Origin of the sequence: Halobacteriovorax sp. RT-1-1, from assembly GCF_047085455.1 — a bacterium.
Classification (GTDB): Bacteria; Bdellovibrionota; Bacteriovoracia; order Bacteriovoracales; family Bacteriovoracaceae; genus Halobacteriovorax_A.
On record NZ_JBKIXZ010000001.1, the window covers coordinates 801,477 to 827,617 of the forward strand.

A 26,141-nucleotide genomic window follows, 5' to 3' on the forward strand; every position below is an offset into this window, starting at 1 on the left:
TCTTGAGTACAAGTATCTTTGCAAATGAAAAGTTCTTTAATTCTGCAAGTATATCACTGGGAATGATGAACTATTCGGTAACACCAAATGAGAGTACTTTACAGAATACTGACGGTAGTTCAACTGGTGGGGAAAGTGCAGATGCTGCTGCAGCTGCTGTTTCTGCAATTTCTATTCAAGTGAATTGGGAATTTAAGTCAGAATTAAAAAAGAGTTACTACATTAGTGGAGTTCTTCCAATGATGTCGGCGGAAGGAACAGGTGTTTACTCAACGACGATTGGAATGAACTGGTACTTTGGTGATATTGGAACTAAGTACACTTATACAAGTAATGGACAGAATCTAACGATTACACCGACTAGTAAGTACTATTGGGGTGCTTTTGTTGGTCCTGGTTATGTTATTTACAATACCGAATCTGCTAAATACTCAGATATTTTCTTTGATTTGGGAGTTAACCTTGGTGGCGGATGGCGCTGGGGGAAGAATAGAACAATTAAAGCTGAAGCGGCAGTTAGTCGTGCAACTGGAATTAAAACAACTGGAATTAAAATGGGGGTATTTGTAGGTATTAGCCAATATCTATAAATAATTTTTTAATGAAGTACTTATTATTACTACTACTATCTACATCTGTATTTGCTGCTAAGTTTAATGTTAAGTCTGATCCTAGTGATTGTGATGTCTATGTTATTGATAAAAATGGAAAAAGAGTTTCTCTTGGGAAAACTCCTTATGAAACTGATGTCGAAACAATGCAAACCAATTATGGAGCAAATGGTCCAGTACAAATTGAAGTATTCAAGCCAGGCTTCGAGCCTTACAGTTTGTCAGTTCCAATGCTTGCGAAATCAGATATTGATATTAGTGCTAATTTAAAAGTTGAAAAAGATATCGAACTAGCACAAGACTTCGATTTCCTAGTAGGTGATTTATTTGACGTACTAAGACTTATGAGAGGTAAGAACTTCGACCTAGCTTTTGCAAAATTAGAAAAGCTAGAAGCAAAATTTCCTCATTTTTCAATTATTCACGAAATGAAGGGCTCTATTTCTTATATGAAGAAAGACTTTAAAAACTCTCTTGCTTTTTATCGTAAAGCATTTGGGATTAATCCAAAGAATAGAGAAGCCTATAAAATGAAGATTTACTTAGAAAAGAAATTTAATGTTTCTAAGAATGAAGGAGGTAAATAATGAAGAAGTTAGCTTTTATCTCATTACTATTACTTTCTTCTGCAGCAATTTCAAATCCGAAGATGAATGTTTTACCAAGTCTTGAGTGGCAAAAGAATGAACTAGAAATGAAGGTTCACGATAAGTTACAAAGAGGTACCGGAGTTATTCTGGGCCATGAACATTTTTTCGTTGATGTAGAAATTGTAACGAATACACCTGAAACTCCAAATTTTAGTATTCCACTCAATCCCGCTCCTCAAGGAAGCAATGGTGGAGTAAACGGGAAAGATGGAAATACTCTTGATATGTCTGATGATGCTGAAATGGCAAAGTCTGATGAAGAGAAGAAAACAAAATCTGATGCTGAAATCAAGTTTACAAATGATGTTCCTGAAACAGACTACGGAGAGAGTATTGTATTTTCTCGCCTTGGTATGGAGGCACCTCTTATTGATGATTTCAATGATTTCTCTCCTTCAGGAAAAATCCTTCTAACGATGGGGGATAGCTCTAAAGATAAAATGAATCAAATGAAAGAAGATTTCTCTAAAGAGAAAGAGAAACTTGTTGAGCAAATTAAAAAGCTAAAAGACGCTACTAAGGCAAAGCCTAGTATGATCGAACAGATGTGGAAGTATAATACTTCAATAGATATTTTTAAAAATATCTCTGAAATTAATATTTCAGTACGTCTTCCAAATGATATTGCTAAGGACGAAAGAGTTAGAATTGAAGGTCTTATCAAGTCTATTAAACTTGGTGTGAATGATATTACTCCTAACTTTAAATTTTCTTACACTATTAATGTTCCTCAAAAAGAAGATGTCATTTCTAAAGGTGACTTCTTAAAAGCATTAAGTAGTGTTTCAAATATCATTGCAATCGTCCTTGGTGTGTTACTTATTGGATTTGTTGGTAACCGTCTAATTTCAAGATTCTTTGAATTAAATAGTGCTTCACAAGCTGGTGGTAATTTTACTATGCAAAGTGACAAGTCTGAATCTGATGATGAGTCAGGTGCGGGCGAGATGATCTCTGCCGGTGGTGGTAGTGGAGATGGCCTTGCAGGTGTTCACTCTCTTAATGGTATCGAGAGATTTAAAGTTTTTGCTAATAATACACCACAAGAAGCTATCCTTCTTGTGAAAAAATGGATTGCTCAAGATTCTAAAAGTGGACATGCTGCTCTTAGAGCACTTGTACAACAAATTGATAATAGTGCACTAGCAGATGTTTTCAAGATGTTAAGTGAGCCAGAAAAAGCAACGTGGAGAGACTTACTAAATAAGCCTCTTACTGCAAATGAGCTTTCTATTGCAAATGACTTTATTAGTAACCAAATCGTACAAAGTGTAATCCTACCTTCAGTTATTGAAGATCCTAACACTTACGATTTATTACTAAAGCTTAATGCTGATATGATCAATCAGATCTATGAAAAAGATCCATATATTGTTTCACTTGTACTTAATGCTTTAAGTGAGAGTTTTATCGCTGAAGTTCTTTCTAGTTGTGAACCAGAAACTGTTGATCAGATTTTAATGTCTTCAGTAATTATTCAAGAGAGTGAGGTTAGGGATAACCAGGCTCGTATTAAAGAAGTTCTTTCACAATATGTTGAATCGAAGTCAAAGCTACCATTTGTTGAGAAGCTTTATGATATTCTTCCAAATGTTTCTTCTGCTGTTGAAAGAAGTATTTTCAATACACTTAAGCAGAATATTAATGTTGAAGAGTTCACTCAACTTAGCCAGAAGAACTTTCCTTCCGAGCTAGTACGAGAGTTACCGACAAAGTTCTTAAAAGAGTCTCTAGCTACTTATGATCTAGGGAAGAAGGTTTCACTTCTTTTTGCAATGGATGAGAATGAGAGAATGTATTATCTTGATCTTTTTGCTCCTGATGGAACGAAGGCCCGTGATCTAATGCAGATTGAATTTGAATCTGTTGAACGTGATGAGATGAGAAAGAGTAAAATCCTTGCTGGTAGAGATGATAGCTGGCGTGATTTTGTTAAGTTTGTTCGTACACGTATTACTAAAGAGAAAGATGAAAAGACAGAGATTGAAAATCTCGTCCATACTTGGGCCCTTGATTTATATGGTTCAGGTGAAACACAAACTGAATTAAAAGTAGCATAAAAAAAGCAGCTCTTAGAGCTGCTTTTTTATTATTTACATTCTTGCTTGTGCTAGAAGATTTTTGGCAATAATCATAATCATTACCTCATTTGTTCCCGCTCCGATTTCGTTAAGCTTATTATCTCTCATCATACGCTCTACCGGGAACTCTCTTGAATAACCATATCCACCGTGAAGTTGGATCGCATCAAGTGCAATTTTAGTTGCCATCTTTGGAATAGCTAATTTTACTTGTGCAGCAACTACTGGACCTTTTTCTCCTTGATCGTAACGGTAAGCTACGTTGTATAGGAAGTTTCTCATCATCTCAGTTTCAGTTGCCATTTCCGCAATCATTTTTTGGATCATTTGGTACTCACCAATAGTTTTTCCAAATTGTGATCTTTCGTTTGCATATTTAATACACTGATCAACACAAGCTTGTGCGATACCAAGTGAGATACCTGCAATAGTGATTCTTTCAATCTCAAGGTTTTTCATCATGTGGTAAATTGAATCACCTTCGTTGCCAACAAGTTGCTCTAGACCAACTTTAGCGTTGTCAAAGATTAGCTCACCTGTAGGCGATGCACGCATACCCATCTTGTGAATTGGGCTTCCAAAGTCAAAGTGACCTTTGTCTTTTTCAAGAATGAATGTTGAAAGATTTTTTCTCTCTTTACCTGTTCTTGTGTATACGTAAGCAATATCTGCATATTGTGCATTTGTGATCCACATCTTCGTTCCATTTAGAAGGTAGTGGTCATCTTTTTTCTCAGCTTTTGTTTGAATACCAACAGCATCTGATCCATATTCTGGTTCAGACATACCCATACAACCGATGTGCTCACCAGTGATTAGTTTTGGAAGGTATTTTTCTTTTTGTTCTTTAGACGCGTTATTTTCAATATTATTAACACAAAGGATAGAGTGGGCAAGGTAAGAAAGAGTTGAAGAAGCACATGCTTTTCCAAATTCTTCCATAACGATAGTTGCGGCAAGTGCACCCATTCCAGCACCACCATATTCAGGATCAGCAGTTATTCCAAGAACTCCGATTTCACCCATTTTTTTGAAAGCATCCATATTGAAACTTTCTTCAGTATCATGCTTTTCTGCAACAGGAGCTAGTTCTTGTCTTGCAAAGTCACGACACATTTTTTGGATTTGTTTTTCTTCCTCTGTGAAATACCACATATATATGATCCCCTCTGTCTATTTTAATCAAAATAACTTACCGTGTCTTACATCCTATGGCAATAATCCCAAAGATGTTTTTAGACAATATCCAATATTTAGGCTTAAGATAAAAATTGTAAGTCCTTGAAATTGTCAAAGTGTTTTACATGACCTACAATTTTTTTTAAGGAGTCGATTGATGCTTACAACACCTGTAGTCAAGGATGAGGACACGGTATTTCCAGGAGAGAATTGGTTTTTCTACTGGAAAACTTCAGCTTCTCTTTGGAAATCTAAAATTGAACAAACGTCTTTAACGGACAAGATTATCGTACCGATTAATTGGAGCTTCCATACTGATACGGGGGATAAGATTGATTTTGCAAAGCAAAAGCCCGAGACGGACTTCAAGCGCCTTTATGATATTTGCAAAGAGCTAGATAAGGAAATTATCTTTCTTTTACCTGTTTCACCAGTACCTTATTTACCAAATGGTGGAATTCCATATCTTTTAGCAAGAACAGCTAGCTGTGATCAATATGGCCTTAATCGCGCAAGTGCTGATAGTGACGGAACAATTCATAACTTTTATAGCTTCTATGATCCACGTGTTTATAAGGGATTTACTCGCTTTTGTTCTGAGCTAAACTCATATTTTCAAGAAAGTGGAATTAATGCTCCTTTATGGGGTGCTAATTGTGGTCATTATTCTCATGGACACTTTCATTCTTATATTTTTGATCGCTCAATCGCATTCCAAAGTGGATTTAGTCGTTTTGTGGAAATGAAGAAGGCGGAACTTAAGCTTGAGAAAATAACTGCTGAACAAGAGCATGAGTTTATTATTGAATATAATGAAACAATCTCTCATATCTATATTGATATCGTTAAGCATTCTTTAGACAAGAACTGGCAAGGTGTTAAGAACTTTTCCTTCTTAGAAGGATCGATGAATTCAATTGAAAACCGAATGCTTGATCAAGTAAGTGATACGAAGATTATTGATGATGCCCTTAAGAGTTTGGATAATGGAATTCTTCCTTCATCAATTCTTCTTCCAAATCGAAATAAGAATGGGATCTATTCTGATTTAAAGAAACAAGTCATTAATTCTTCTCGTTTGGACGAATTCTATAACGATAAGACGATACTTTCAGATAATGAATTTATTTTTAAAACTTCAAATGCGGTTAATATCTTTCATAATGTGAAAGACTTTAAGAGCAAAGAGATCATTGCATTTTCTGGCTTTATTGATTTTTGTAAAAGTCAATTTAGTTGGAATTATAGCTATAGCGATATAAATGAGTTCCACTGGGAAGATTTTGTTGAAAGCCCATTTCAATTTTTTTACTTCAATGGAAAAGAAATCAACGCTGAACTTTTAGGTAAAGTGTTGAAACTCTTCATGAGCGGTGGAAAAGTACTTATTGATATCGCATACCTTGAAAAGAATTTAAGAAGAAGACTGGAGTCATTCTACTTAGAAAATGAATTAAGTGTTGAAAAGATTCGCTTTCTAACTGAGATCAATACTGTCACAATGGGTGAGGGAAGACTTCTTATTTTTAATTCAAATGACTTTCAAGAATGTAGTGATGATGAGTTAAATACATTTTGGTCAAAAGTTACAAAGAGCATAGGTTATGTTGGATGTGATATTTCTCAAAGTGGTGAAGTTAGATACAAGTGGCAGGAGAGGGCGGTTGCGTCTTCAGACCTTAAGTATGATAAGGTAAAGCGCATCAGCTTTTTTAATCCTTCAAGTTATAAACAGAAACTTAATATTAAATATCCATCGGAATACGTTTTCCAAAAAATGATCGATCAAAATCATGTTGAGATTAATAATACTCCACATGAGATCGAGCTAAGCTTTATGCCTAAGGGAAGTATTTCATTAGATTTTGGGATAATTTCGGAGTAGAGATGGGTGGAAGTGATAAAGTTTTATATGTAAGTTATGTCTATAGTGAAGAGCACAGTCTTTTCTTTATCCGATCAATATTTACTGCAAAGTCATCAATTGATTTTAATGAAGTTGAGCTTGGTCCCCGTATGGAAATTACTTCTGATGGCTACTTAAGTGGTTTCTTCGATGAAGAGGAGCTTACGAAATTTGCTTATGATTTAAGTGATCGACTAAAGCAAGACAAGGTTTGTCTTATTTCCCCAGAGTGTTTCAACAAAGTATTAGAAGTTACTAAGAAAATTGGTGGGCTATTAGAAGCATTCATTGAACATGGCAATGTCTTAGAAAATCCAGAAAGAACAAAGAAAGGATTCCTATCGAGTTTTATTCGATAGGAATTCTGAAACTTGCTTGTAAAGGCTTATGATCTGAGCCTTCTACATCTCCGCGAACCTTAGCGCTAATTAGCTCAAGGTCGCGATACCATATATAATCAAGTTTATTACCAAGCCATTTCATACGATCATCTTCACCAGTATATTTAACTTCCTGAAAGCCTTCACTGCTTAGAATATTTCTCATCATTTTTATTTTAGATTTAGAGTTGGTATTGAAGTCACCGGCAAAGACGACTGGACCGTTTGTTGTTCTAATGTAATTAACGACTTGATTGATTTGTTTTTTTAAAGACTTCTTTTTTACAAAATTAATAGCGTGAATATTGATAAAAGTAATACTCCTACCGTCTTCAAGTTTATACTGACTTGCAAGAGATAGTTTTGGTGTGCGAATAAATGGTTCTCTCACTTTACTTCGTAGAGGAGTTATCTGAATCGTTGGATATTTAGAAATATTAGTTACACCTGTATTGTGCTTACCCCAACTAATAAATGAAGTTGCAAGAATAATCTCTTCATCTTCCGGATTAAAGAGACGCGCTTTCATTTTTCCTTTAAAGCTAAATTCTTGTCCTAGAAAAATATCACTTTCATTCATTAATTCTTCAAAGTCTATTTGCCAACTATCTTTCTTGCCTTTATACATATTCCAAACCGTCAGTTTGAATTCATTAGGAAATGGGCAATCATGACAAGAAAGTCCTTGTTTAACTTGAATGATTTTATCTTCGCTTGGTATTTTGTGTACGAGCTTTTCTTGGGCAAATGATGGAGTTGCAAATAAAGCAACGGCTAAGCTTATCATAAGCTTTTTCATAACAAATCCTTTTGTTTGAATATACTTAATCTTAATTATCTATAAGTGAGCACAAATGTGCAAAGAAATGCAGCTGAATTTTTCTTTTTATCAGCTAAACTGTCAAAGCTAATACTTAATCAATTAGCTCGAACTCTGCCTGCATAGGTTTGTGATCGGAGCCTTCGATTTCACCAAGAACTCTTGCTTCAATAAGATTTAGCCCTCGATACCAAATATGATCAAGAGGTTGTCCCAGAAAAGTCATGCGATCATCTCTGCCAGTATATCGGGCCTGTTTGAAGCCTTCTTTCTTAAATAACATATTCATTATGAGAGTTTTTGTCGGAGCATTTGTGTTGAAGTCTCCTGCAAATATAACTGGTCCTGCATTATCTTTAATTGCACTAAGAAGTGTTGCAATTTGAATTGTGAAAGGTTGGATTCCCACAAAGTTTAGAGCATGGATATTTATAAATGTAATGATTTGTCCATTATCAGCAGGGTATTTTGAGATTAGCGCTAGTTTTGGTGTATTAACTATAGGCTCACGGTCGCTACTTTGAAAGGCTTGTTTACTTACGGCCTTTACTGTTGAGCTTGTAAAAACTCCAGTTGCTTGTCCATTCGTATCATAAAATGAAGTTGCCAAAATATTTTCGCGATTAGCATTAGATAAGACGTCCTTCATTTCACCTTGAAGTAAGAACTCCTGCCCAAGGATGATTTCACTCTCACTAGCTAATTTTAAATAATCTGCTGACCAAGAATCTTCTTTACCTTTATACATATTCCAAATCGTGACTGTAAATTTAGAGGGCATTTTACAATCGAAACAGTTAAGAGAGCCTTTTGTTGAAAGTATTTTATTTTTTGCCGGAACTTTATAAACCAGGTTGGCCATATTATTTCCGGCCAGAGCATGGCCTTGAAGTAAAAGTAGGGAAGTTATTAATAGGCTAATTTTTTTCATCTCAGTTCCTATCTGTCCTGATGTCATCAGATTTTGTTGTATTTCAACCTTAATAGACCAAAGAATAGGCTAAATAGCAAAAATTCTACAGAGGAGCTTGTAATATTTAGTCCCTGACCATATAAATGTCACCTAATATTGGAGAATCATATGCAAAAGCAGCTTTTTTACTCGCTTTCACCTAAGTCTTTGAAATCATTCCTCGTTGAGAATGGTCAGAAGGCTTTTGTAGCAAATCAAATTCTTCAATGGGTCTATGAAAAACACGAATATAATCCTGAGGGATGGTCAAATATTTCTAAGAATCTTAAAGAGCTCTTAGAGGAGAACTTTGATTTCACACTTCCTAAAATTGTTTGGAATGGACTATCTAAAGATGGAACGAGAAAGTTTCTTGTGGCCATGAGAGATGGGAAAACTGTTGAAACAGTTATGATCCCAGCTCGCTCAAATCGCAAGACACTTTGTGTATCATCACAAGTTGGTTGTGCTATTGGTTGTACATTTTGTCATACTGGTACAATGGGACTTATGCGCCACCTTGAAGCAGGGGAGATCATTGGACAATTCCTTGCCGTAACTAAGTTCCTAAGAGAAAACGTTGGACCTGAAGAAAGACTTTCAAATGTTGTATTCATGGGTCAAGGAGAGCCTCTTCATAACTTTGAACAAGTAAAGGCCGCTACAGAGCTTATGGTTGATGAAAAGGCATTAGGTCTTTCTCAAAGACGAGTGACGATCTCAACATCTGGACTAGTACCGGCTATCAAGAAATTAGAAGAGTTTCCACCTGTTAATATCGCAATCTCACTTCATGCAGCTCACAATGAAATTCGTACAGAACTTATGCCAATCAATAAGGCGTATGATCTCGATAGACTTCTAACGGCCATTAAAGAGATTCCTCTTAAGGCCCATCGTTATATTACATATGAGTATCTTTTAATCGATCAATATAATGATCGTGCCGAAGATGTCGATGCACTTTTAAAGCTACTCCCTAAGAAAGTATCAAAAGTGAATTTGATTCCTTTTAATGAGTATCCCGAGTCTAACTTTAAGCGCCCGAGTGTAAGTCGTATCAATTGGTTTAAAAATCAACTCGATAATGGTGGAATCACGACGACAATTCGTACGACAAAGGGGAGTGATATCTTAGCTGCCTGCGGCCAGCTTAAGAGTGAGCTTGAAAAAGATCTAAATCTTTGGAAGTAAGATTACTTCTTATTCTCGTAATCCCAATACTTAACTTTTGTATTCTTTGAAGATGGAAGACGCTTTGACTTCTCTGATTTAGAGTCATCTTCCACTTGATAAGAGTCTTCCCAAGATTCTTGACTCTTATGGTGAACTACTTTCTTTTTGAATGAAATTGGCTTTTGCGCTTCTTGATAAAATGCGGGTGTTTCATACTTCTCAGCAAAAACAATGCTAGACTGAATTACTAGAGTAATTATGGCAATTGTCTTAATGCTGAAACCTTTCATATATCCCTCACTTCGCATTTGCGGTTTGATTCCTATACCTTTTCGGATAGGGACAAATTTACTTTAATCGGCAAGTTTGTAACTTGTTAAAAAGTTTACGAAATCCAATATTTTTGGGAAGATAGAGGGGTAGGATTTATAAGCTCAGGGAGGATGCTTTGTCGAAATCAAAATCAAAAGATCGTGCGGTCATAGGCCTTATGGCAATGGTTGCAGTTTTCTTTGTCGTATTAATTTTATTTTCCGCTTATACGGTAACAATTTTCAAAGGAAATAATGATCTTGCTTCGTCGAGTAAGAAGTCTAAGGATAAGATTGCTCTGATTGAGGTAGAAGGTGTCATCATGGACGCGAAGAAGACTATTCAACTTCTTCATCGTGCAGAAGCTGATGAATCGGTAAAGGGAATTATCCTAAGAGTTAACTCACCAGGTGGAGCTGTTGCACCTACTCAAGAAATCTATCAAGAAATTTTAAGAATTAGAGGAGCGGGAAGTTACGCTGAAGTAACAAAGAATCCAAAGCCAATCTATGCTTCTTTCTCTTCGATTGCTGCAAGTGGTGGTTACTATATTGGTGCGGCAACAGAGAAGATTTGTTCATCACCAGGAACTCTTACTGGTTCAATTGGTGTGATCATGCAATTTGTTGACCTTTCTGAATTATATAAATTCGCCATGGTTAACCCACAAACAATTAAGGCCGGACGCTACAAAGATATTGGTCAACCAAATCGCTCAATGACAAAGGAAGAAAGAGCTCTTATGACTGAGATGACTCTTGATGTTCATAAGCAATTTAAAGACGATGTAGCAGCACAGCGTAGTGAAAGAATCACAGTAGAAATAGATGAGGTTGCTCAAGGTCAAGTTTTCTCAGGTGCACAAGCTAAGAAGCTTGGACTTGTTGATGATCTTGTTGGACTTTGGCCATGTGCTCGCCAACTTCATGCAAAACTTGAACTAGAAGGGGACTTAAACCTTTCAGAAATGAAGATTAAAAAGAAAGCTAATTTCTTTTCAATTATAGAAGATTTAGAAGATGTTAAAGGGGCCGTTAAAAACTTTGTTAAGGCTAACAGCTCGACAACATTAATGTACAAATAATAGAGGCATAATGCATATATACTTAAATTGGCTACAAGATCATATCCTAGCAGTTGTAGCATTCGTATTTACACTTATTCTGATCTATCACTATTTTAGTGAGAAGGACACAGGTGTAAAACTATCGAAAAGATATCGTAACTCGATTTTTGAAGCCCAATCAAAAGTATTCCTAAATGCAACTCAGTACTTAATTTCTGGAAATCGCGACCTTGCGATTAAAGAGTTTCTAAGTGCAGTCGATATTAATAGAGAAACAATAGATACTTATTTTGCACTTGGTGGTCTATTTAGAAGTAATGGTGAAATTGAAAAAGCAATCAGTATTCACCGCTCCCTTATTGCCAGAGATAATATTTCCGAATCTCATCGTATTCGTGCCCTAAAGGAATTAGCAATTGACTTTGATAAGGGTGGATTTGTTGATAAGGCCATCGAAACTTATAAAGATGTCTTAAAAATTAACCGCGATGAATATGATGTAATCCAATCTCTTTGCCGTATCTATGAAGATATTGGGGACTGGGACCAAGCTTATAATTACCGCATAATGCTTTCAAAAGTAGGGCATGAGAATCAATCAGAAACGATTTCACATATTCTAGTTCAAAAGGCCAAGAAGTTCTTTGAAAATGGGCAACTATCAAAAGCTATTGAGGATTTAGAAGATGGTTTTCGTTTTGCTCCTTCTGTTTCAGCAAAAATTCTAAAACTTAGAATTCTTCTTCATGAAGGAAATATAGATGAGGCGAAGTTTTATCTTGTTGAGCTATTAAAAGAGCAACCAATGTATGCTTCATTTGCATTTGAATCACTTGAAGAAGGTTTTAAGGGAAGTGAAGAGGAAAAAGAGAAATACTTTAAAAGATTGAATTTACTGATTGAATACTTTTTAGAAATGAATGATGAAGAATTACTTTCTAATGAATCTATCATTCTTACTAAAATCAGACTTTATAAACAACAAAGTAAACTACATAAAGCATACGAGTTGCTAAGTGAGTGGGATAAGAAATCAAATGCAACTTCACAAGCTTTAAAATCAGAATATATTAAAATTTTAATTGAGCTTGGAAAGAAGGAAGAGGCTGTAACTCAGACAAAGGATCTTCTGGAAAATATGCACCAAACTCTTACGAAGCACTACTGTCGTGAATGTGGATACAACTCAGATGAAATTTTCTGGCGTTGTCCTCAATGTCACGAATGGGAAACAATTCAATTTAGATGGAAAGTTTAATGAGAATATTTGTAGTATTTTTTCTTCTTCTACCGGCCTTTGCTCAAACTAAGGCTCAGTCTACTAGTGAGCAGAAGAAGACGATTTACTACGTGCAGTCAGTTTATTCTCAACTGCATCAAAACCCATCAAAGTTCTCACGAGTACTTTCTACATTTGAGTGTGGACAACCTTTTTATGTATTAAGTTCACCAATCTCAGAGTTCTATCAAGTAGAGTATTCGAATTATAAAGGCTTTATGAGTACTAATGTTTTGGCGCAGACAAAACCAAGTAGCTGCTGGCAAGATATGTATCGACGATTTTTTGATCAAATTGATATCGGTGTTACTGAAATACATTACTGGGGAAGGCTTCAAGACCTTCTTATTAAAGGGGAGAGTAAGTAATGAAATACTTCTTATCATTTCTCCTTTTATTTAACATAAATGCACAAGATAACCTTCCTGTTGAAAATGAATTTGTGAATTTTAATAAAATTCAAAAAGTTCTAAAAAAAGACGGGCTTGAAAAAGCTGCAAAAGAGAAGGCCAAGCAAGCAAAGAAAAAACAAGTTGATGTCGATGCTCAAAAGAAGGCCTTTTATAATACACCTGCTGGAAAAGATTTTTGGCATATCATGACACAATATTGGTTAGTAAAAAATGTTGGTGTTCTTAAATGGGATTTCCATAAGCCGGATTTTGGTGTTCGTGAATATTATGCAAAGTTTCTCAAGGAAGTAGGCTATTTTGGTATTAAGTTTGATATTTTATATTTAAACTCACCTAATGTGACACACTTTGGTTTTCCTCTATCAACTAATCACTATTTATTTGTTATTAGTGTCCCATTTATTAGGGCAATGGATTTATCGAAACTACAAATATCTCTATTACTATTTGAGGATTTACTTAGATTAGAGGATCAACAATTTATTAAAAAATTTGATGATGAAACACTATTGAAATTAATGAATAATAATTTTTATAAGAAGCAATTTCCAAAAGAAGAATTTCATAAGGTATTGGCTCGATTCAGTGATATTGTTTTTAACACTGGTTTTACTTTCAAAGATCAGTTCAAGACAACTAAGAAAATGGATATTATTTTAAAAAATAATCCAAAGTATTGGAAAAACTATTATCACTTATTAGAGAAAATCGATTCTTTAACAAAAGGGAATTTACTTTATAAGAATTATTCAAAGATTTATCCAGCGCCTGAGCTGCAATTGAATTGGATAAACCCAACGACGAATTAGTATGAAGTTATTCGCCAAAGAAAAATCTATTTATCTGGCAAAGTACGCCACATCGACAATAATATACTGGATTATTTACTTTATTCTTGTCTCAATTATTACGTTCTTCCACTTTAGGCTTGGGCATAAGCTTATAATTGTAGAGAATTGGCTTTATGATTTTTCATGGCAAGTTTTAGTAACGGCCAGAGTTCTGGGATATCTCGTTTCAATCTATTTTTTCTCAGATATGAAATTTAAAGATATCAAGAGTCAGCTATCTTTCGATTGGTACAATAGTGTAAATGTTCCAACTTATTTAATTTCGATCGCAACTTTGATTGTCTTTGTATTTTTTAGTCGACCTTCGCATATGGAGAATGTTCAATTTAGTTTTTGGCAATTAGTTGTTCATAATATCTTAATCTTCGTATTTTTCTTCTTTGAGTTCTTAAATTCAAAAATCTTTTTAAAGTCTAGAAGAGTAGGTAAGGGATTTCATATTCTAACTGAGGGATCTTTCTTATATCTATCTCTTTTTGTTTTATTCCCAAGAAATACAAGTCTCGAAATTGGGCATATGTTCTTATTTTTCTTAGCTTATGCTCATCTTTATTTATTTAATTATTCAGTTCTTAAGGGAATGATATTTATATCAATTGTCTTTGTACCTCTTTTTGCCTTCTTGGGTCATGACCCATTATGGGGTACATATTATTCGATATTCTTTTCAAAACTAAGCAACCTAATAGTACCAGCTATTAGTTTATTAATTGTTACATCCGCATATTCATATATTTTAAAAAAGCAAGGAGAAGTATAGTGGAAGGTCATAATTTAGATATTTTCCAAATCCTTTTAGATTCAAGCATTGTTGTTAAGTTAGACTTACTTCTTTTAATCGCGGCATCTGTGCTTTCTTGGACTATTATTTTTCAAAAGAGATCACTCTTTAATAAAACAGAAAAGGCCAATCGTGAGTTCAAAACATTCTTTAGTGGTGTTAACTCGTTAGAGGAGGCTTATCATGATGCTCAAACAATTGAAGATAGTCCTTTAAGGAGACTATTTCTTTCAGGTTATAGAGAACTTAAAAAAACAGAAATTGCTTTAGGTGAAAACTATGGACTTATTAAAGAACATTATTCGTCTATTGCGAACCAATCAATGGAGCGTGCTCTATCAAACGAGGCAGTTGAAGTTGATCAGCAAATGAGCAATGGGCTAACAACTCTTGCTTCAATTGGCTCGATTACACCATTTGTTGGGTTATTTGGAACAGTTTGGGGGATCATTGATTCATTCTCTGGACTTGCAAGCGGTGGTGCAACTCTTGAAACAGTTGCTCCAGGTATTGCAGAAGCACTTGTTGCAACTGCAGTAGGTCTCGTTGCTGCAATTCCTGCAACTTGGTATTTTAATAAATTTGGACAAAGAAGAAATAAGTTAAAAGAACAACTTCATATTTTTGGTAATCAATTTATCAACGAAGTTGAAAGATATATTTCTTCAAAATCATAATTTAGGGGTAAGCAATGGGTATGAATTCTGGTGGTAATGGAGATGGACCGGTATCAGAGATCAACGTAACACCACTTGTTGATGTTATGTTAGTTCTACTTGTTATCTTCATGATTACAGCGCCCTTGATGTTAAATGGGATTGAACTTACTTTACCAAAAACGAAAGAAGTAAATGTCATGAGCTTAAACTCTTCTCAGGTTGTTTTAAGTTTTACAAATTCAGAAGAGTATTATGTTGGAAAGGATAAAATCCTATTAAGTGAGCTAATTGCAGTACTTTCAAATAAGTTAAAGGAGACTAAATCACAGACTCTTTTCCTTAGAGCTGACTATCAGCTTGAATACGGTAAGGTAGCAAAGCTTATGTCTTATTTAAAATCAAATAATATAAATGATATTGCTCTGGTAACAGAGTTAGAGGATAAGTAGTATCGAAAAGAGTTTTAATAAATACATTTCTATCTCATTAGGGGCCCATGCAATCCTAATACTAGGACTGTATCTTCTATCGATCTTCAAACTAGGAACACCTTTTGATCCAAAGAGGGCCAACCTAGATAAGGTGCGTGTAATTGGAAAAGCCATTAAGGTTGATGTTGTGGCCATGCCAAAAATGACTTATCAAGAGCTAAAAAAAATGGTTCCTCCGCCTCAAGAAAAAGTTGAAGTGATTAAGGAAAAGGCAAAGGAGACAGGCGGAAGCGATAAGGCCGTTCTTGAAAAAGCGGCAAAGCAAAAGTCTTTAAAAGATATGCTGTCAAAATTTGCGAACCGTAACGTAAAAACAGATACGAAAGCGAAATCAAAAGTAAAGCCTAAGCAAAAGGTCGTTGAAGATACAACTGACTATAGCAACATTATTGCAGCTGGAAATAAGTTAAGTGAGGGGTCCTCTTATACAGGAACTGGTAGCGCCCAGGCACAAGGTGACTTTGACAATTATGTTATCTCTGTAATGGAAGCCGTTAGAAAGCACTGGAGACTTCCAGCGTATCTAGCGAATCTTGAATTATCTTGTCACGTTCAGGTTTTCATCAATTCACAGGGTAAATTATTAGAATATAAAATTATAAAATCGAGTGGGAATGCGGAATATGATAGCAAGGCCGTGGGATCAATACGCGCGGTAGGCTCATTTCCTCGTCCGAAGAAAGAAATTACTAATAGGCTAGTGGCAGGTGAACTCGTTCTTGCCTTTCCTATATAGGAGTTTTTATGAAGTATTTAGTTTTTTTACTTATATGTTTTAACGTTATTGCTGATGGTGGACTGACTGTCGTCTCTGTAGGAGATGCTGAAGTTGTTAAAGAAAGCTTATTAGTTGAAAAAATATTCTCTGAAGGAGTTTTTACACCTAATGAAGTCGAGCAGTCAGAGAACTACATCAATATTGTAAGAAATGACTTTAAGTTTTATCAGAATTATTTCAACGTTCTGCCACGTCGTATCTCTCAGACATCTTTTGATAATGTACGATTTACAAATTATAAAACGAAAGAAACGAACTTCTTAGTTCGATTTAAGATTATTAGAAGTGCAACGCAAACGACATTATCGTATAAGCTTTGGAATATCGCTGCGGAACAAGAGCTTATATCAAAGTCGATTCCTTATGATGCCAATGATCGAGCTGCCATTCACGCTGTTTCCGATGAGATTTATCGTGCAATAGTAGGCAAGCCTTCTATCTTCAAAGATAAGATTGTTTTCGTTTCTGATTATAAAATGCCAGATGGTAAGAAAGAACTATTCATGATGGATTTTGATGGTGCCAATCCAAAGAGATTAACATGGCACAATGGTGTTGTACTTTCTCCTGCGGTTTCACATGATGGCTCTAAAATTGTTTACAGCTTAATTGACGAGTCTGTGAAAGGAGCAAAGAAGAACGTCAACCTAATGCTCTATGATGTAGCAACTAAGAAAACTAGTATTCTATCAAAGAGGCAAGGGATTAACTCTGGTGCAATCTTTACGAATAATGGTGATGAAATTATTCTTACGCTATCACATCAAGGTAATGCTGAGCTTTACCGTATGAACTTAAACACTCGTGCGATCACACGCCTAACGAAAAGCTATGCTCCTGACGTTGATCCATCACTTAGTGCGGATGGTTCAATCCTAACGTTCTTATCGGGAAGACCTGGGAAGCCAATGATCTACACAATGGATCCAGGTGGACTAGAGAAGAATGTGAAGCGTATTAGTTATGTCGGTAAATACAATGCAACTCCACGTTTTCACCCAAGTGCTTCAGAAATTGTTTTCTCAAGCTGGTTAGATAATCGTTTTGACCTCTTTAAGGTTGGTTCTGATGGCCAAAATCTCGTTAGATTAACAAAGGATTTCGGTTCAAATGAGGATCCAGAGTATTCAAAAGATGGACAGTTCATTATTTTTACAAGTTTGAGGGTTCTTTCACAGTCTAAGGCCACTCAAAGTGTCTATATTATGGACACTTGGGGTAAAATCCTAGGGCCACTGACCTCAAATTTCGGAAAGTGTACAAGTGGTAGATGGCTTAAGTCATTATAATCACAGTATATCTATATTTTTTTTGAACAACCGAGTATTTTAGTCTTGTAAAAAATTCAGACGCGCTGTATCATGAATTTAGATTAACGCTTCGCAAAACACACACTAAAAATTACACGGGAGTTTATACATGACAATCGAAATGAAAAAAGAATCAACAAAAATTGAAAATCTACTGTCTACACTTCTTACAACTTTAGATGAGCAGGTTTTCTTTTCTGAACTATCAAAATTCTTTAAATCAGAAATCGTTTGTGATGAAATCATCGTAAACCTTGCACACGAAGACGGAAGCTGTCGCATGGTTGCTAAAGATGCTCGCGCTGTAAAGAACGCACAAAGAATTTCAAAAGGTCTTGGTGCAGTAGGACACGTAATCAAAACTAAGCGTGCTTACTTCTCAAACAACGTACAAAGAGATCCTCTATTTGCTTCGACAAAAACAGAAGTATCTCACTCTGAACTGTGTGTTCCAATGATCATCGATGGTGTAATCATCGGTACTATTTCTTTCAAAGGAAATAGCGAAGAAGTTAACTTTAAGAAAGAAGACATTAACATGGTTATCGATAGCCTAAACTCTATCCAAAAGCCACTTAAGAATATGAAAATGTATCTATCTGCTAAGTTCCTTAACGAATCACTAAAGCAGAAGATCGAAGAAAAAGAAATTGAACTAAAGAACTCTGTACCAGGTGTAACTCTATCTCGCTCAACAACTCAAGAGAAAGAGATCATCGGTAAGTCTGAAATCATGCAAGAGCTTCTAGTTGCAGTTGATCGTGTAGCTGCATCAGATGTTAACTCTTACATGGCAGGTGAGACTGGTGTTGGTAAAGAGATGATCGCTAGAAGAATTCACTGTCGTTCAGAGAGAAAGAATCACGCTTTCATCGTAGTTGACTGTTCAATGGGTAATGATGAGTACCTAGAATCAGAAATCTTCGGAAAAGAAGAAGTTGATGCTGTAAGAGGTTTCAGAATTAAAAAAGGTGCTCTAGAAGCAGCGAATGGTGGAACAATCTTCATTAACAATATTGATAAAATGCCAGTTAAAGTACAGGCAAGACTAATGAGCTTTATCAACGACCTTGCTTACTCAAGAGTTGGAACTCATGAAAAACTAAGATCAAACGTAAGAATTATTGCAGCTTCTTCTCTAAACATGAAAGAAAGTGTTGCACTAGGAACTTTTAGAGAAGACCTATTCTACAACCTATCAACAATTGGTTTAAGAATTCCTTCACTAAGAGAGAGAAAGTCAGATATTGAAATTCTAGCTAACCACTTCCTAAACCTAGGAAAGTTACCAGAAGCTCAAAAGTCTATGTCTCCAGGTGTTGTTAAGCTTCTTGAAGACTACAACTGGCCAGGAAACGTAAGAGAACTTCACTCAATCATGGAAAGAGCATATGTTCTATCTCCGGGAATGATTGTTGAAAGAGATCACCTTGCAGATAGCATTAAAGTTGAGCAAGCTGAAATTAATGAAGAAAAAGAAGAAATTAGAATTTTTAGAGAAATGACGCTAGGAGAAATTGAGAGAGAACATATCTGTCAAACTCTAGATCACCTAGGTGGTAACAAGACTAAAACAGCTAAGGTTCTTGGAATTACAGTTAAGACTCTTTATAACAAGCTGCACAGCTACGGTATGATTGAAGCAAAAGAAGCTTAATCAACCTTTAAAGAAGCTTAAAGAGAATTGATAAAGCGTACTTTTGAAGTTAATATGTCAGTCTAATAAGGAGAGCCCATGTCAACAGAAGACAATAGACTACCAAAGAACTTCAGAAATTCACCAGATTTAGAGAATTTCTACCGCTTTATCTATGAAAATAACTTAAGAAGTGAAGCGAAGAAAATTTTTGAAGCGTTAAAAGTCGCTACAACTCCTGTAAAGAAAAGAGGAAGAAAGAAAAAGTCTTAATCCTTGTATCTATCAACAAATTCATTATAAAATATAAGATGCCCGTTAATTAACGGGCTTTTTATGTACAGGATGTACGGTATGTCCACGGAGGCAGGAGCCGAGAGTGAACCAAGTACATTTATATTAAAGGATCAACATGGAAGTTGTCTCAAACGCTAAATTAGGTCTAAAAGTTTATGATCCATTATATGGATTCATCGACTTAACTCCACTTGAGATGGAGATTATCCACAGCCCATTTTTTCAAAGGCTGCGTTGGATTAAACAATTAGGATTTTCATTCTACGTTTTTCACGGTGCCGAGCATTCTCGCTATGGACATTGTATTGGCGTACTTAATAATGCTCATCTTATTCTAAGGTCAGTTGGCCGTGGTGTTGAAGATAATGAACTCTTTGTAAAAGAGCAGAAATCAAAAGAGGCCAAGTATCATCAGGCCATTCGAGTCTCAGCTCTTCTTCATGATATTGGAACATTTTGTTTTTCTCATACAACTGAGATGGCCTATATCAAGATAGGGGAGACAACAAATAAGAAAGGTGGAAAGGGATTACAAGACGATCACGAAAACCTAGGCTCATTCATTATCAAGAATACTGACTATGAAGGTGGCCTAACACGAATTCTAAAAGATCATGGAATTGATCCACAAGAAGTTTCAGATCTTGTTAAAGGAACACACTCGTCAATCCTTGCTAATCAAATTCTTCACTCTGAAATTGATTGTGACCGCATGGATTATCTTTTAAGAGATGCTCACTACACAGGTCTTAAGTATGGTACTTATGATAGGGAATATCTACTTCATCACTTCACAACAGAGAAGGTAGCAGGTCACGACATTCTTGCAATTAAAGAAAATGCTCTTCACTGTGTGGAAGACTTTTTAAGTGCACGCTTTGCTTGGTACTCGCAAGTTATTCGCTCTCCACGTGGATCAAAGTATGATGCAATTGCAGATGCCCTTTGCTATCACATGCTAGAAAAAGGTCATATTTATCGCTATAGTGATCTTCTCGATATTATCAGTAACGATCCTATGCGTTTTTACGGATTCAATGATTCATACTTTATGAATACAATTCATAAGCTTCTTGTAGATGGACAATTTGATAAGTATGCAGATATTAAAGATATGGCACGTATCCTTCTTCTAAGACATGGCGCTAAGAATATCGATACAAGTGACTTTTCACAAAGCTTGCTTGAACAAGATAATATTGGATTCAATGATAAACTCTTTAAGAAGACTGGTAATAAGGCCACTGATATCGTTAACTTCGTAAAAGAAAATGGAAGTGATGCTGATTGGGTTATTCCAGATATTCCTAAAAAGAAGATTATCTTTGTTAAGAGTCCAAGAGAGCTCGCAAAGAAGACAACATTAACAAACTTATTACTAGAGCGTGATCCAGTTAAAATAAGATTGGATGATGGCCAGGTTAAGCTACTTGCTGATGTTGAAAACTCAATAATCTCAAAGCTTTCAAATACTATGAGCTATACACCGAATTGCTTCTGCTCAGACGGTGCGTATAAATTACTTAAAGAACAAGGTGTGATTTAAGTTTTTTTGCCCTTTCGATTAGGGGTAAGTAGATACCTTCAAGACTTGCCCCATCGTATTCAATTTTTGATAGCTTCCCAGTTAGTAGCTCAAGATTCGAGTTCACAAAAAGTACTTCAGTATAGCCTTCAAAAGTTGGGTAATCCCTTACAAAGGCTTTTTCTTCAATAGAATTCTCTAAATTTAAAAGTAAGCAAATGATATTAGCACTTCCTTTTCTTTGTGGAATACGAGGAATGATAAAACTTAAATTCTCAATGAGATTATTTAGATATTCTTCTCTCTGTTCTTGCCCAAAAGTGACCATCGTCTTATTTGTGATTGAAAAGAAAGTTGCCTCAACACCCATAAAGCGATGAGATTCATTATCAATTGATAACAGAGAAATTGTTTCATCACGAGGCGAGAGAATGTATTGGCAAGTTAGCTTGTCGTAAGGTGGAACAAAGATAAACTCTTCGAATCGGCCAGATAAATTTGGGTTAAGAGCGATGACCTCAATAAAATTAGATTCAACTTCTGCACATAACATTCCAACAGTGATTGCACGTATTCGACTGTTTTGATCAAGATATTCATTGCAAAGTGTTTTATCTGTAAAGGCCAGGGTCACATTAATCCCGACCTCATCAATTCGCTTCGTTCTAAATCGCGGGCCAATATCAACAGCTGTGTCGATGACATAGATGATGTCATAAAATGAAAGATTTCGAATTTCATAATCTCCATCAACACTACTGTCTTGTAAGAGGGAAGACAGTAGATGGGCATCGACTTGCTTTCCATTAATTTTTTCAAGCACTTTGACCTCGCTTTAACTGATTTGCACCTGATTCTACGTATAAAATTTGTTTCCTTCAACAGGTGAAAGATAAAGATTTACTTATTTGACGCGCATAGTCGGTCTTTTTATCTACCTTTGCTTAAAATTTGATTTTGTTATAAAATTATAGAGTGGCAAAGAGGATTTTTGCCCAATTCAAGTTAGGAAGATTTGAATATTTAAATGAAGGACTCATATCAATGATCTCAAGCAGTTACGCGAATCAAGCAAGTAATTTATTTGGAAACCAGAATTTAAATACGAATATGTATTTTACGCTGGAGAATGTCACTGTTGATTTCGACGGAATCAAGGCCATTTCCAATATCAATTTGCAAATTAGAAAAGGTGAAATTGTCTTTGTTACCGGGGCTTCTGGAGCAGGGAAAACAACACTTCTAAATGTTCTTGCAGGAAACGTTTCACCGACGAGCGGAACGATTAAAATTGATGATCGAGTTTTTACAACACAAGTTTTTCAAGATTTAAGACTGATTGAAAATATGAGTCTAATCGATAATTTACAATTTGCATTTGATCCAAGTGTGTATCGTTCTCGCAAAGAATTTGAGAGCGACTTAAACGAGCTAATTAAAATTCTAGGAATTAAAAATCGCGTAAAACTTAAGGCCAAGGATGCTAATGGGGGACTAAGACAAAAAGTTGCCATCATTCGCGCGCTACTTGCAAAGCCTGACGTATTTATTGCGGATGAGCCATCAAGTTCACTAGACTTTGATAATACAAAAAGACTTTTTGATTTATTAAATATCTATAATGCGAAAAGAGGGACAACAATTATTTGGGCTTCTCATAATCGCGAATTAGTACAACGTTTCACGGGACGAATTATCCACCTAGATAACTCTCGTCTAATCCACTCGGGGCATGCATGTTTTATTTAAAAGAATTAGCTCGTTTCACAAAAAATAATCTTTTTGGGCAAGCGCTTTTTTCTCTTTTAACAATCTCTCTTGTTATTTCTGTTTCTAACTATGACAGTTTTAAAAAGAAGATTTCAAATGCGCTTCCTGCAATTCAAAATGAGTATTACTTTAATGCTCTCGTTGATGGGGATTTAAACACATCAAGTATTTCTAGAAAGATTAAGGGACTACCTGGAGTAAAGGGTGTTGAAGCGATCAGTGCAACAAAGAGCATGGCCGTAACAAACCAACTTAAAGATGTTCTAGAACTTGGAAAAGATGAAATTACTTCAATTATCTCAATGAAGGGTTTAAAAATTATTTTAGATGAGAAAGTTTCGGAGAGTTCGACTAACCTTATTAGAGAATACTTAGTTCGTTTAACAGGTAAGGACAATGTTGTTCTAGGAAGTGTGAGAAAGAAAATTTCAAATTCACAATCTTGGAAAAATGTAATGAATGAACTAAAGAGAAGACCGCTTCAAGTTTTAATCACTGTTCTAGCTCTTTTTTGGGTTGTTGCTTTTATGACTATTAAGCGCAACTTAAAGCAGGTTTCTTACCTTATTGAAAAGTTTCAAAGAAAGAAGAATGTAGCTTTCAAAATGTACACAGTTAATATTATCGCATCAACTCTTATTGGTTGCGCTCTATCATTTGCCTTCTTCTCTCCGGATGAAGTTTTTACATTAATAGTAAGTGCAGCATTATTAACAACTTCTGCGTGGTACACGATCGGGAAACTTGAATGGCAAAAAGCTTAGTTCTTTTCACAGTTCTATTAATTACTTCAGCTTCAATGAGGGCCGAGGCGGCACCAAACTTGAATGCGATTAAAGGGCAGGTAACTGATTCTCGCAGCAAGATCGACAATTACAAAAAGTCGATTCAATCAATCGAAACTCAATTACAGACAAAGAATGAAGACTATCTTCAGGCCATGAAATCAAGACAAGATCTTGATTATCAAATTTTTGAATTAGAAAAAAATCTTAATCAATCTTTATTTGACCTGGAATCAGATAAAGTTCGTGTAAAAAAGACGATTCGTCATGTTGCCTTAAGTTACATGGAAAACTCGACGCACGAAGACCTTGTGAAAAGTCAGCTTCTTTTAAAGTCTCTAAAGAATGAAAAGAAAGAGATTCAATCAAAAATTGATTATTGTACAGACCTAAAAAAGAAGACATTTGAACTTAGAACTCGTTTGAGTGAAACAGTAAAAATAGAAAGAGAGCTTTATACTCTTTTACAAGAGCTTGAAACTCGTAAAAGCTCAACCGTTCAAGAATTCTTAACTGAAAAAGAAAATCACGAAAAGTTAAAATCAGAATATAGTAAGTTAAGAAAATCACAACAACTTGCTAAAAAGAAAGCTCAAGCAAAACTAAAAGTAAGTAAAAACAAAGCAAGTAGCTCTTCGACTAAGTTAGTTGCTAATTTTGCTGTTCCTGTTAAAAAATTTATTTCGACAGAAAATGGCAAGAAAGGAATTACTTATACTGTTAAGAGTGGACAAGAAATTTTTGCGACCAAAGCTGGAAAAGTTGAATATGTAGGTTCACTTGCCAACGTAGGTAATGTGATTATGGTGGATCATGGAAATGATATTCGTAGTATCTATCTTGGTGACTTCGCAGCAAGCGTAAAAAAGGGACAAGCTGTTGATCTTGGCTCATCTGTTGCAAAAACAAGATTCTCAATTAAGAAGGGGAATCTAAGTAAAGTTTATTTTGAAATTAGAAAGAAAAATACAGCACAAAATACAGCACAACTAATTAATAATAAAATTAATATTTAAAATTAGGAATAATAATGAAAAAGCTATTTGTTGCTCTTATGCTTACGGCATTTGTGGCACCTGCTCAGGCAAAGCAAACTGAGAGGTCGCGTTTTGAAAAGCTCGAACTCTTCAATAAAGTTATTCATATCATCGAAACAAATTATTACCGAAAGGTAGATATTGATAAGCTCATTGATGGAGCACTAAAGGGAATGTTTCAAACATTAGACCCTCACTCTGCATTTTTAGATGAAGAAGTATTCAAGAAGATGCAAGAAGACACAAGTGGCGAGTATGGTGGACTTGGAATAGAAGTTACGCAAAAAGATGGTGTTCTTGTCATTACAACTCCAATCGAGGATTCTCCTGCTGAAAAAGCGGGCCTTCTGCCAGGAGATAAAATTGTTGAAATTAATAATGAGTCAACAATTGGTATCACTCTTGATGAAGCCGTTGATCGTATGAAAGGTGAGCTTGGAACTGTTATTAACCTAGGAATCCTAAGAGCTGGTGAAAAAGATATTCGTAACTTCAAGGTAAAGCGCCAAAAGATCAAGACTAAGCCAGTTAAGTCATTTGCAGTAAATAACTATGCTGTTATTCGTTTAAGCCAATTTCAAAAAGATGCAGCTGAATATGTAGTAAAGGCGCTTAAAAAAGAAAAAAAGAAACTTGGAAAGAATTTTAGAGGAGTTGTTCTAGATCTTCGCTCGAACCCAGGTGGACTTTTAAATGAAGCAGTAAATCTTGCTTCAATCTTTTTAAATGATGGAGTAGTTGTTTCGACTGAAGGTCGTGATCCAAAGAATAAAGAAATTCGTTATGTTAAAAAGAGTGGCCATAAAGAACTAGAGATACCTGTTGCTGTATTAATTAACGGCTCAAGTGCTTCTGCTTCTGAAATTGTGGCAGGTGCTCTCCAAGATCACAAGCGTGCTCTAATTGTTGGGACAAATTCTTTTGGAAAAGGAAGTGTACAAACCGTTTCTCAAGTTTCAGAAGAGCAGGGGATTAAACTTACAATTGCCCAGTATATGACACCAAAAGGAAGAAAAATTCAGGCCCTTGGTATTAGGCCTGATGTTCAAGTTTCACAAGTCGAAGGTGAATTTGTTGAAGAGCATATGTATGATGATGGTGGAGTAAGAGAAGTCGATCTTAGAAATCACTTAACGGCCACTGTTGAAACTGAAGAAGAAAAGGAAGCTCGTCTTAAGCGTGAAAAAGCAGCACGTCTAAAAAGAATTGAAAGAGCAAAAGAAATCAATCAAAAGAAAGATGAATCATCGGTAGCTAGAAAGTATTCGGCCGACAAAGACTACCAAGTTCTTCAGGCAATTAAATTTTTAAACGCAGTCAATAAATTTCAAAATATCTAGTTGAAATCACAGTGGGATGACGCTCTTTGTCTTCCCACTTTGTGCCTTTTTTAACA

General features: G+C 35.5%; 27 protein-coding genes. 22 read left to right on the forward strand and 5 right to left on the reverse strand.

Annotated elements, in window-relative coordinates; genetic code table 11:
- The first annotated feature begins 2 nt into the window (after window positions 1–2).
- The 3 genes from ACMAWV_RS03970 to ACMAWV_RS03980 are packed head-to-tail and all read left to right on the forward strand — an operon-like array spanning window position 3 to window position 3,321.
- Window positions 3–590, forward strand: coding sequence for a hypothetical protein (locus ACMAWV_RS03970; protein WP_393022148.1), 588 nt, complete (start codon window positions 3–5; stop codon window positions 588–590).
- An 11-nt stretch (window positions 591–601) separates the two neighbouring features.
- Window positions 602–1,198, forward strand: coding sequence for a tetratricopeptide repeat protein (locus tag ACMAWV_RS03975; protein ID WP_103216352.1), 597 nt, complete (start codon window positions 602–604; stop codon window positions 1,196–1,198).
- Window positions 1,198–3,321: a hypothetical protein gene (locus ACMAWV_RS03980; RefSeq protein ID WP_392990906.1), complete on the forward strand. Its 2,124-nt coding sequence runs from the start codon at window positions 1,198–1,200 to the stop codon at window positions 3,319–3,321. The genes ACMAWV_RS03975 and ACMAWV_RS03980 overlap by 1 nt, the downstream gene beginning before the upstream one ends.
- A 33-nt stretch (window positions 3,322–3,354) precedes the next feature.
- Here the strand turns inward: ACMAWV_RS03980 and ACMAWV_RS03985 are convergent, their stop codons facing one another.
- Window positions 3,355–4,497, reverse strand: a complete 1,143-nt coding sequence (locus tag ACMAWV_RS03985) for an acyl-CoA dehydrogenase family protein (RefSeq protein WP_103216354.1) — start codon at window positions 4,495–4,497, stop codon at window positions 3,355–3,357.
- 181 nt (window positions 4,498–4,678) lie between these two features.
- Between ACMAWV_RS03985 and ACMAWV_RS03990 the strand changes: the two genes are divergently transcribed.
- Entirely contained in the window at window positions 4,679–6,406 is a 1,728-nt protein-coding gene (locus ACMAWV_RS03990) for a hypothetical protein (RefSeq protein WP_103216355.1), read from the forward strand.
- A 2-nt stretch (window positions 6,407–6,408) separates the two neighbouring features.
- On the forward strand, window positions 6,409–6,786 hold the full coding sequence (locus tag ACMAWV_RS03995) for a hypothetical protein (protein ID WP_103216356.1): 378 nt from the start codon (window positions 6,409–6,411) through the stop codon (window positions 6,784–6,786).
- Here ACMAWV_RS03995 and ACMAWV_RS04000 read toward each other — a convergent pair.
- The gene (locus ACMAWV_RS04000) at window positions 6,776–7,606 is read right to left on the reverse strand and encodes an endonuclease/exonuclease/phosphatase family protein (RefSeq protein WP_412469894.1); all 831 of its coding nucleotides are present in this window, start codon (window positions 7,604–7,606) and stop codon (window positions 6,776–6,778) included. The two genes, ACMAWV_RS03995 and ACMAWV_RS04000, sit on opposite strands and share 11 nt — an antisense overlap.
- Window positions 7,607–7,721: 115 nt before the next feature.
- On the reverse strand, window positions 7,722–8,558 hold the full coding sequence (locus ACMAWV_RS04005; RefSeq protein WP_412462950.1) for an endonuclease/exonuclease/phosphatase family protein: 837 nt from the start codon (window positions 8,556–8,558) through the stop codon (window positions 7,722–7,724).
- Window positions 8,559–8,708: 150 nt separating this feature from the next.
- On the opposite strand from ACMAWV_RS04005, the gene rlmN reads away from it, so the two are divergent.
- Window positions 8,709–9,773 carry a 23S rRNA (adenine(2503)-C(2))-methyltransferase RlmN gene (rlmN, locus tag ACMAWV_RS04010; RefSeq protein WP_103216359.1) on the forward strand — a complete coding sequence of 355 codons (1,065 nt, stop codon included), beginning with the start codon at window positions 8,709–8,711 and terminating at the stop codon, window positions 9,771–9,773.
- A gap of 2 nt (window positions 9,774–9,775) precedes the next feature.
- Here the strand turns inward: rlmN and ACMAWV_RS04015 are convergent, their stop codons facing one another.
- Window positions 9,776–10,045, reverse strand: a complete 270-nt coding sequence (locus ACMAWV_RS04015) for a hypothetical protein (RefSeq protein ID WP_146037736.1) — start codon at window positions 10,043–10,045, stop codon at window positions 9,776–9,778.
- Window positions 10,046–10,203: 158 nt separating this feature from the next.
- Between ACMAWV_RS04015 and sppA the strand changes: the two genes are divergently transcribed.
- The 12 genes from sppA (at window position 10,204) to ACMAWV_RS04075 (ending at window position 21,174) form a co-directional block, all read left to right on the forward strand.
- Window positions 10,204–11,151, forward strand: a complete 948-nt coding sequence (sppA, locus tag ACMAWV_RS04020) for a signal peptide peptidase SppA (protein WP_392990913.1) — start codon at window positions 10,204–10,206, stop codon at window positions 11,149–11,151.
- 10 nt (window positions 11,152–11,161) lie between these two features.
- Window positions 11,162–12,391, forward strand: coding sequence for a hypothetical protein (locus ACMAWV_RS04025; RefSeq protein WP_103216362.1), 1,230 nt, complete (start codon window positions 11,162–11,164; stop codon window positions 12,389–12,391).
- A complete protein-coding gene (locus ACMAWV_RS04030) occupies window positions 12,391–12,780 on the forward strand; it encodes an SH3 domain-containing protein (RefSeq protein ID WP_103216363.1) in 390 nt (129 codons plus the stop codon). Before ACMAWV_RS04025 ends, ACMAWV_RS04030 begins: the two co-directional genes overlap by 1 nt.
- A complete protein-coding gene (locus ACMAWV_RS04035) occupies window positions 12,780–13,634 on the forward strand; it encodes a hypothetical protein (protein WP_103216364.1) in 855 nt (284 codons plus the stop codon). The genes ACMAWV_RS04030 and ACMAWV_RS04035 overlap by 1 nt, the downstream gene beginning before the upstream one ends.
- Window position 13,635: 1 nt before the next feature.
- Window positions 13,636–14,436: a hypothetical protein gene (locus tag ACMAWV_RS04040; protein WP_103216365.1), complete on the forward strand. Its 801-nt coding sequence runs from the start codon at window positions 13,636–13,638 to the stop codon at window positions 14,434–14,436.
- Window positions 14,436–15,134 (forward strand): MotA/TolQ/ExbB proton channel family protein, encoded by a 699-nt coding sequence (locus ACMAWV_RS04045; RefSeq protein WP_158246752.1) that lies wholly within the window; start codon window positions 14,436–14,438, stop codon window positions 15,132–15,134. The genes ACMAWV_RS04040 and ACMAWV_RS04045 overlap by 1 nt, the downstream gene beginning before the upstream one ends.
- Before the next feature lie 14 nt (window positions 15,135–15,148).
- Window positions 15,149–15,565, forward strand: a complete 417-nt coding sequence (locus tag ACMAWV_RS04050; protein ID WP_392990917.1) for a biopolymer transporter ExbD — start codon at window positions 15,149–15,151, stop codon at window positions 15,563–15,565.
- Between the two features lie 133 nt (window positions 15,566–15,698).
- Complete coding sequence (locus ACMAWV_RS04055) at window positions 15,699–16,343, forward strand: TonB family protein (RefSeq protein WP_392990919.1); 645 nt, start codon at window positions 15,699–15,701, stop codon at window positions 16,341–16,343.
- An 8-nt stretch (window positions 16,344–16,351) separates the two neighbouring features.
- The gene (locus ACMAWV_RS04060) at window positions 16,352–17,674 is read left to right on the forward strand and encodes a TolB family protein (protein ID WP_392990921.1); all 1,323 of its coding nucleotides are present in this window, start codon (window positions 16,352–16,354) and stop codon (window positions 17,672–17,674) included.
- Window positions 17,675–17,804: 130 nt separating this feature from the next.
- A complete protein-coding gene (locus ACMAWV_RS04065; RefSeq protein WP_103216370.1) occupies window positions 17,805–19,352 on the forward strand; it encodes a sigma-54-dependent Fis family transcriptional regulator in 1,548 nt (515 codons plus the stop codon).
- Between the two features lie 78 nt (window positions 19,353–19,430).
- Window positions 19,431–19,604: a hypothetical protein gene (locus ACMAWV_RS04070; protein ID WP_158246753.1), complete on the forward strand. Its 174-nt coding sequence runs from the start codon at window positions 19,431–19,433 to the stop codon at window positions 19,602–19,604.
- Window positions 19,605–19,743: 139 nt separating this feature from the next.
- On the forward strand, window positions 19,744–21,174 hold the full coding sequence (locus tag ACMAWV_RS04075; RefSeq protein ID WP_103216371.1) for an HD domain-containing protein: 1,431 nt from the start codon (window positions 19,744–19,746) through the stop codon (window positions 21,172–21,174).
- Here ACMAWV_RS04075 and ACMAWV_RS04080 read toward each other — a convergent pair.
- Complete coding sequence (locus tag ACMAWV_RS04080; RefSeq protein WP_412469893.1) at window positions 21,152–21,976, reverse strand: hypothetical protein; 825 nt, start codon at window positions 21,974–21,976, stop codon at window positions 21,152–21,154. The genes ACMAWV_RS04075 and ACMAWV_RS04080 overlap by 23 nt on opposite strands.
- Window positions 21,977–22,128: 152 nt before the next feature.
- Between ACMAWV_RS04080 and ACMAWV_RS04085 the strand changes: the two genes are divergently transcribed.
- The 4 genes from ACMAWV_RS04085 to ACMAWV_RS04100 are packed head-to-tail and all read left to right on the forward strand — an operon-like array spanning window position 22,129 to window position 26,085.
- Complete coding sequence (locus ACMAWV_RS04085; RefSeq protein WP_146037737.1) at window positions 22,129–22,902, forward strand: cell division ATP-binding protein FtsE; 774 nt, start codon at window positions 22,129–22,131, stop codon at window positions 22,900–22,902.
- Window positions 22,890–23,687 (forward strand): hypothetical protein, encoded by a 798-nt coding sequence (locus ACMAWV_RS04090; RefSeq protein WP_103216374.1) that lies wholly within the window; start codon window positions 22,890–22,892, stop codon window positions 23,685–23,687. The genes ACMAWV_RS04085 and ACMAWV_RS04090 overlap by 13 nt, the downstream gene beginning before the upstream one ends.
- Window positions 23,672–24,724 carry a murein hydrolase activator EnvC family protein gene (locus ACMAWV_RS04095; protein ID WP_392990925.1) on the forward strand — a complete coding sequence of 351 codons (1,053 nt, stop codon included), beginning with the start codon at window positions 23,672–23,674 and terminating at the stop codon, window positions 24,722–24,724. Before ACMAWV_RS04090 ends, ACMAWV_RS04095 begins: the two co-directional genes overlap by 16 nt.
- Window positions 24,725–24,738: 14 nt before the next feature.
- Window positions 24,739–26,085, forward strand: a complete 1,347-nt coding sequence (locus tag ACMAWV_RS04100) for a S41 family peptidase (RefSeq protein ID WP_412469892.1) — start codon at window positions 24,739–24,741, stop codon at window positions 26,083–26,085.
- Window positions 26,086–26,141: the final 56 nt, after the last annotated feature.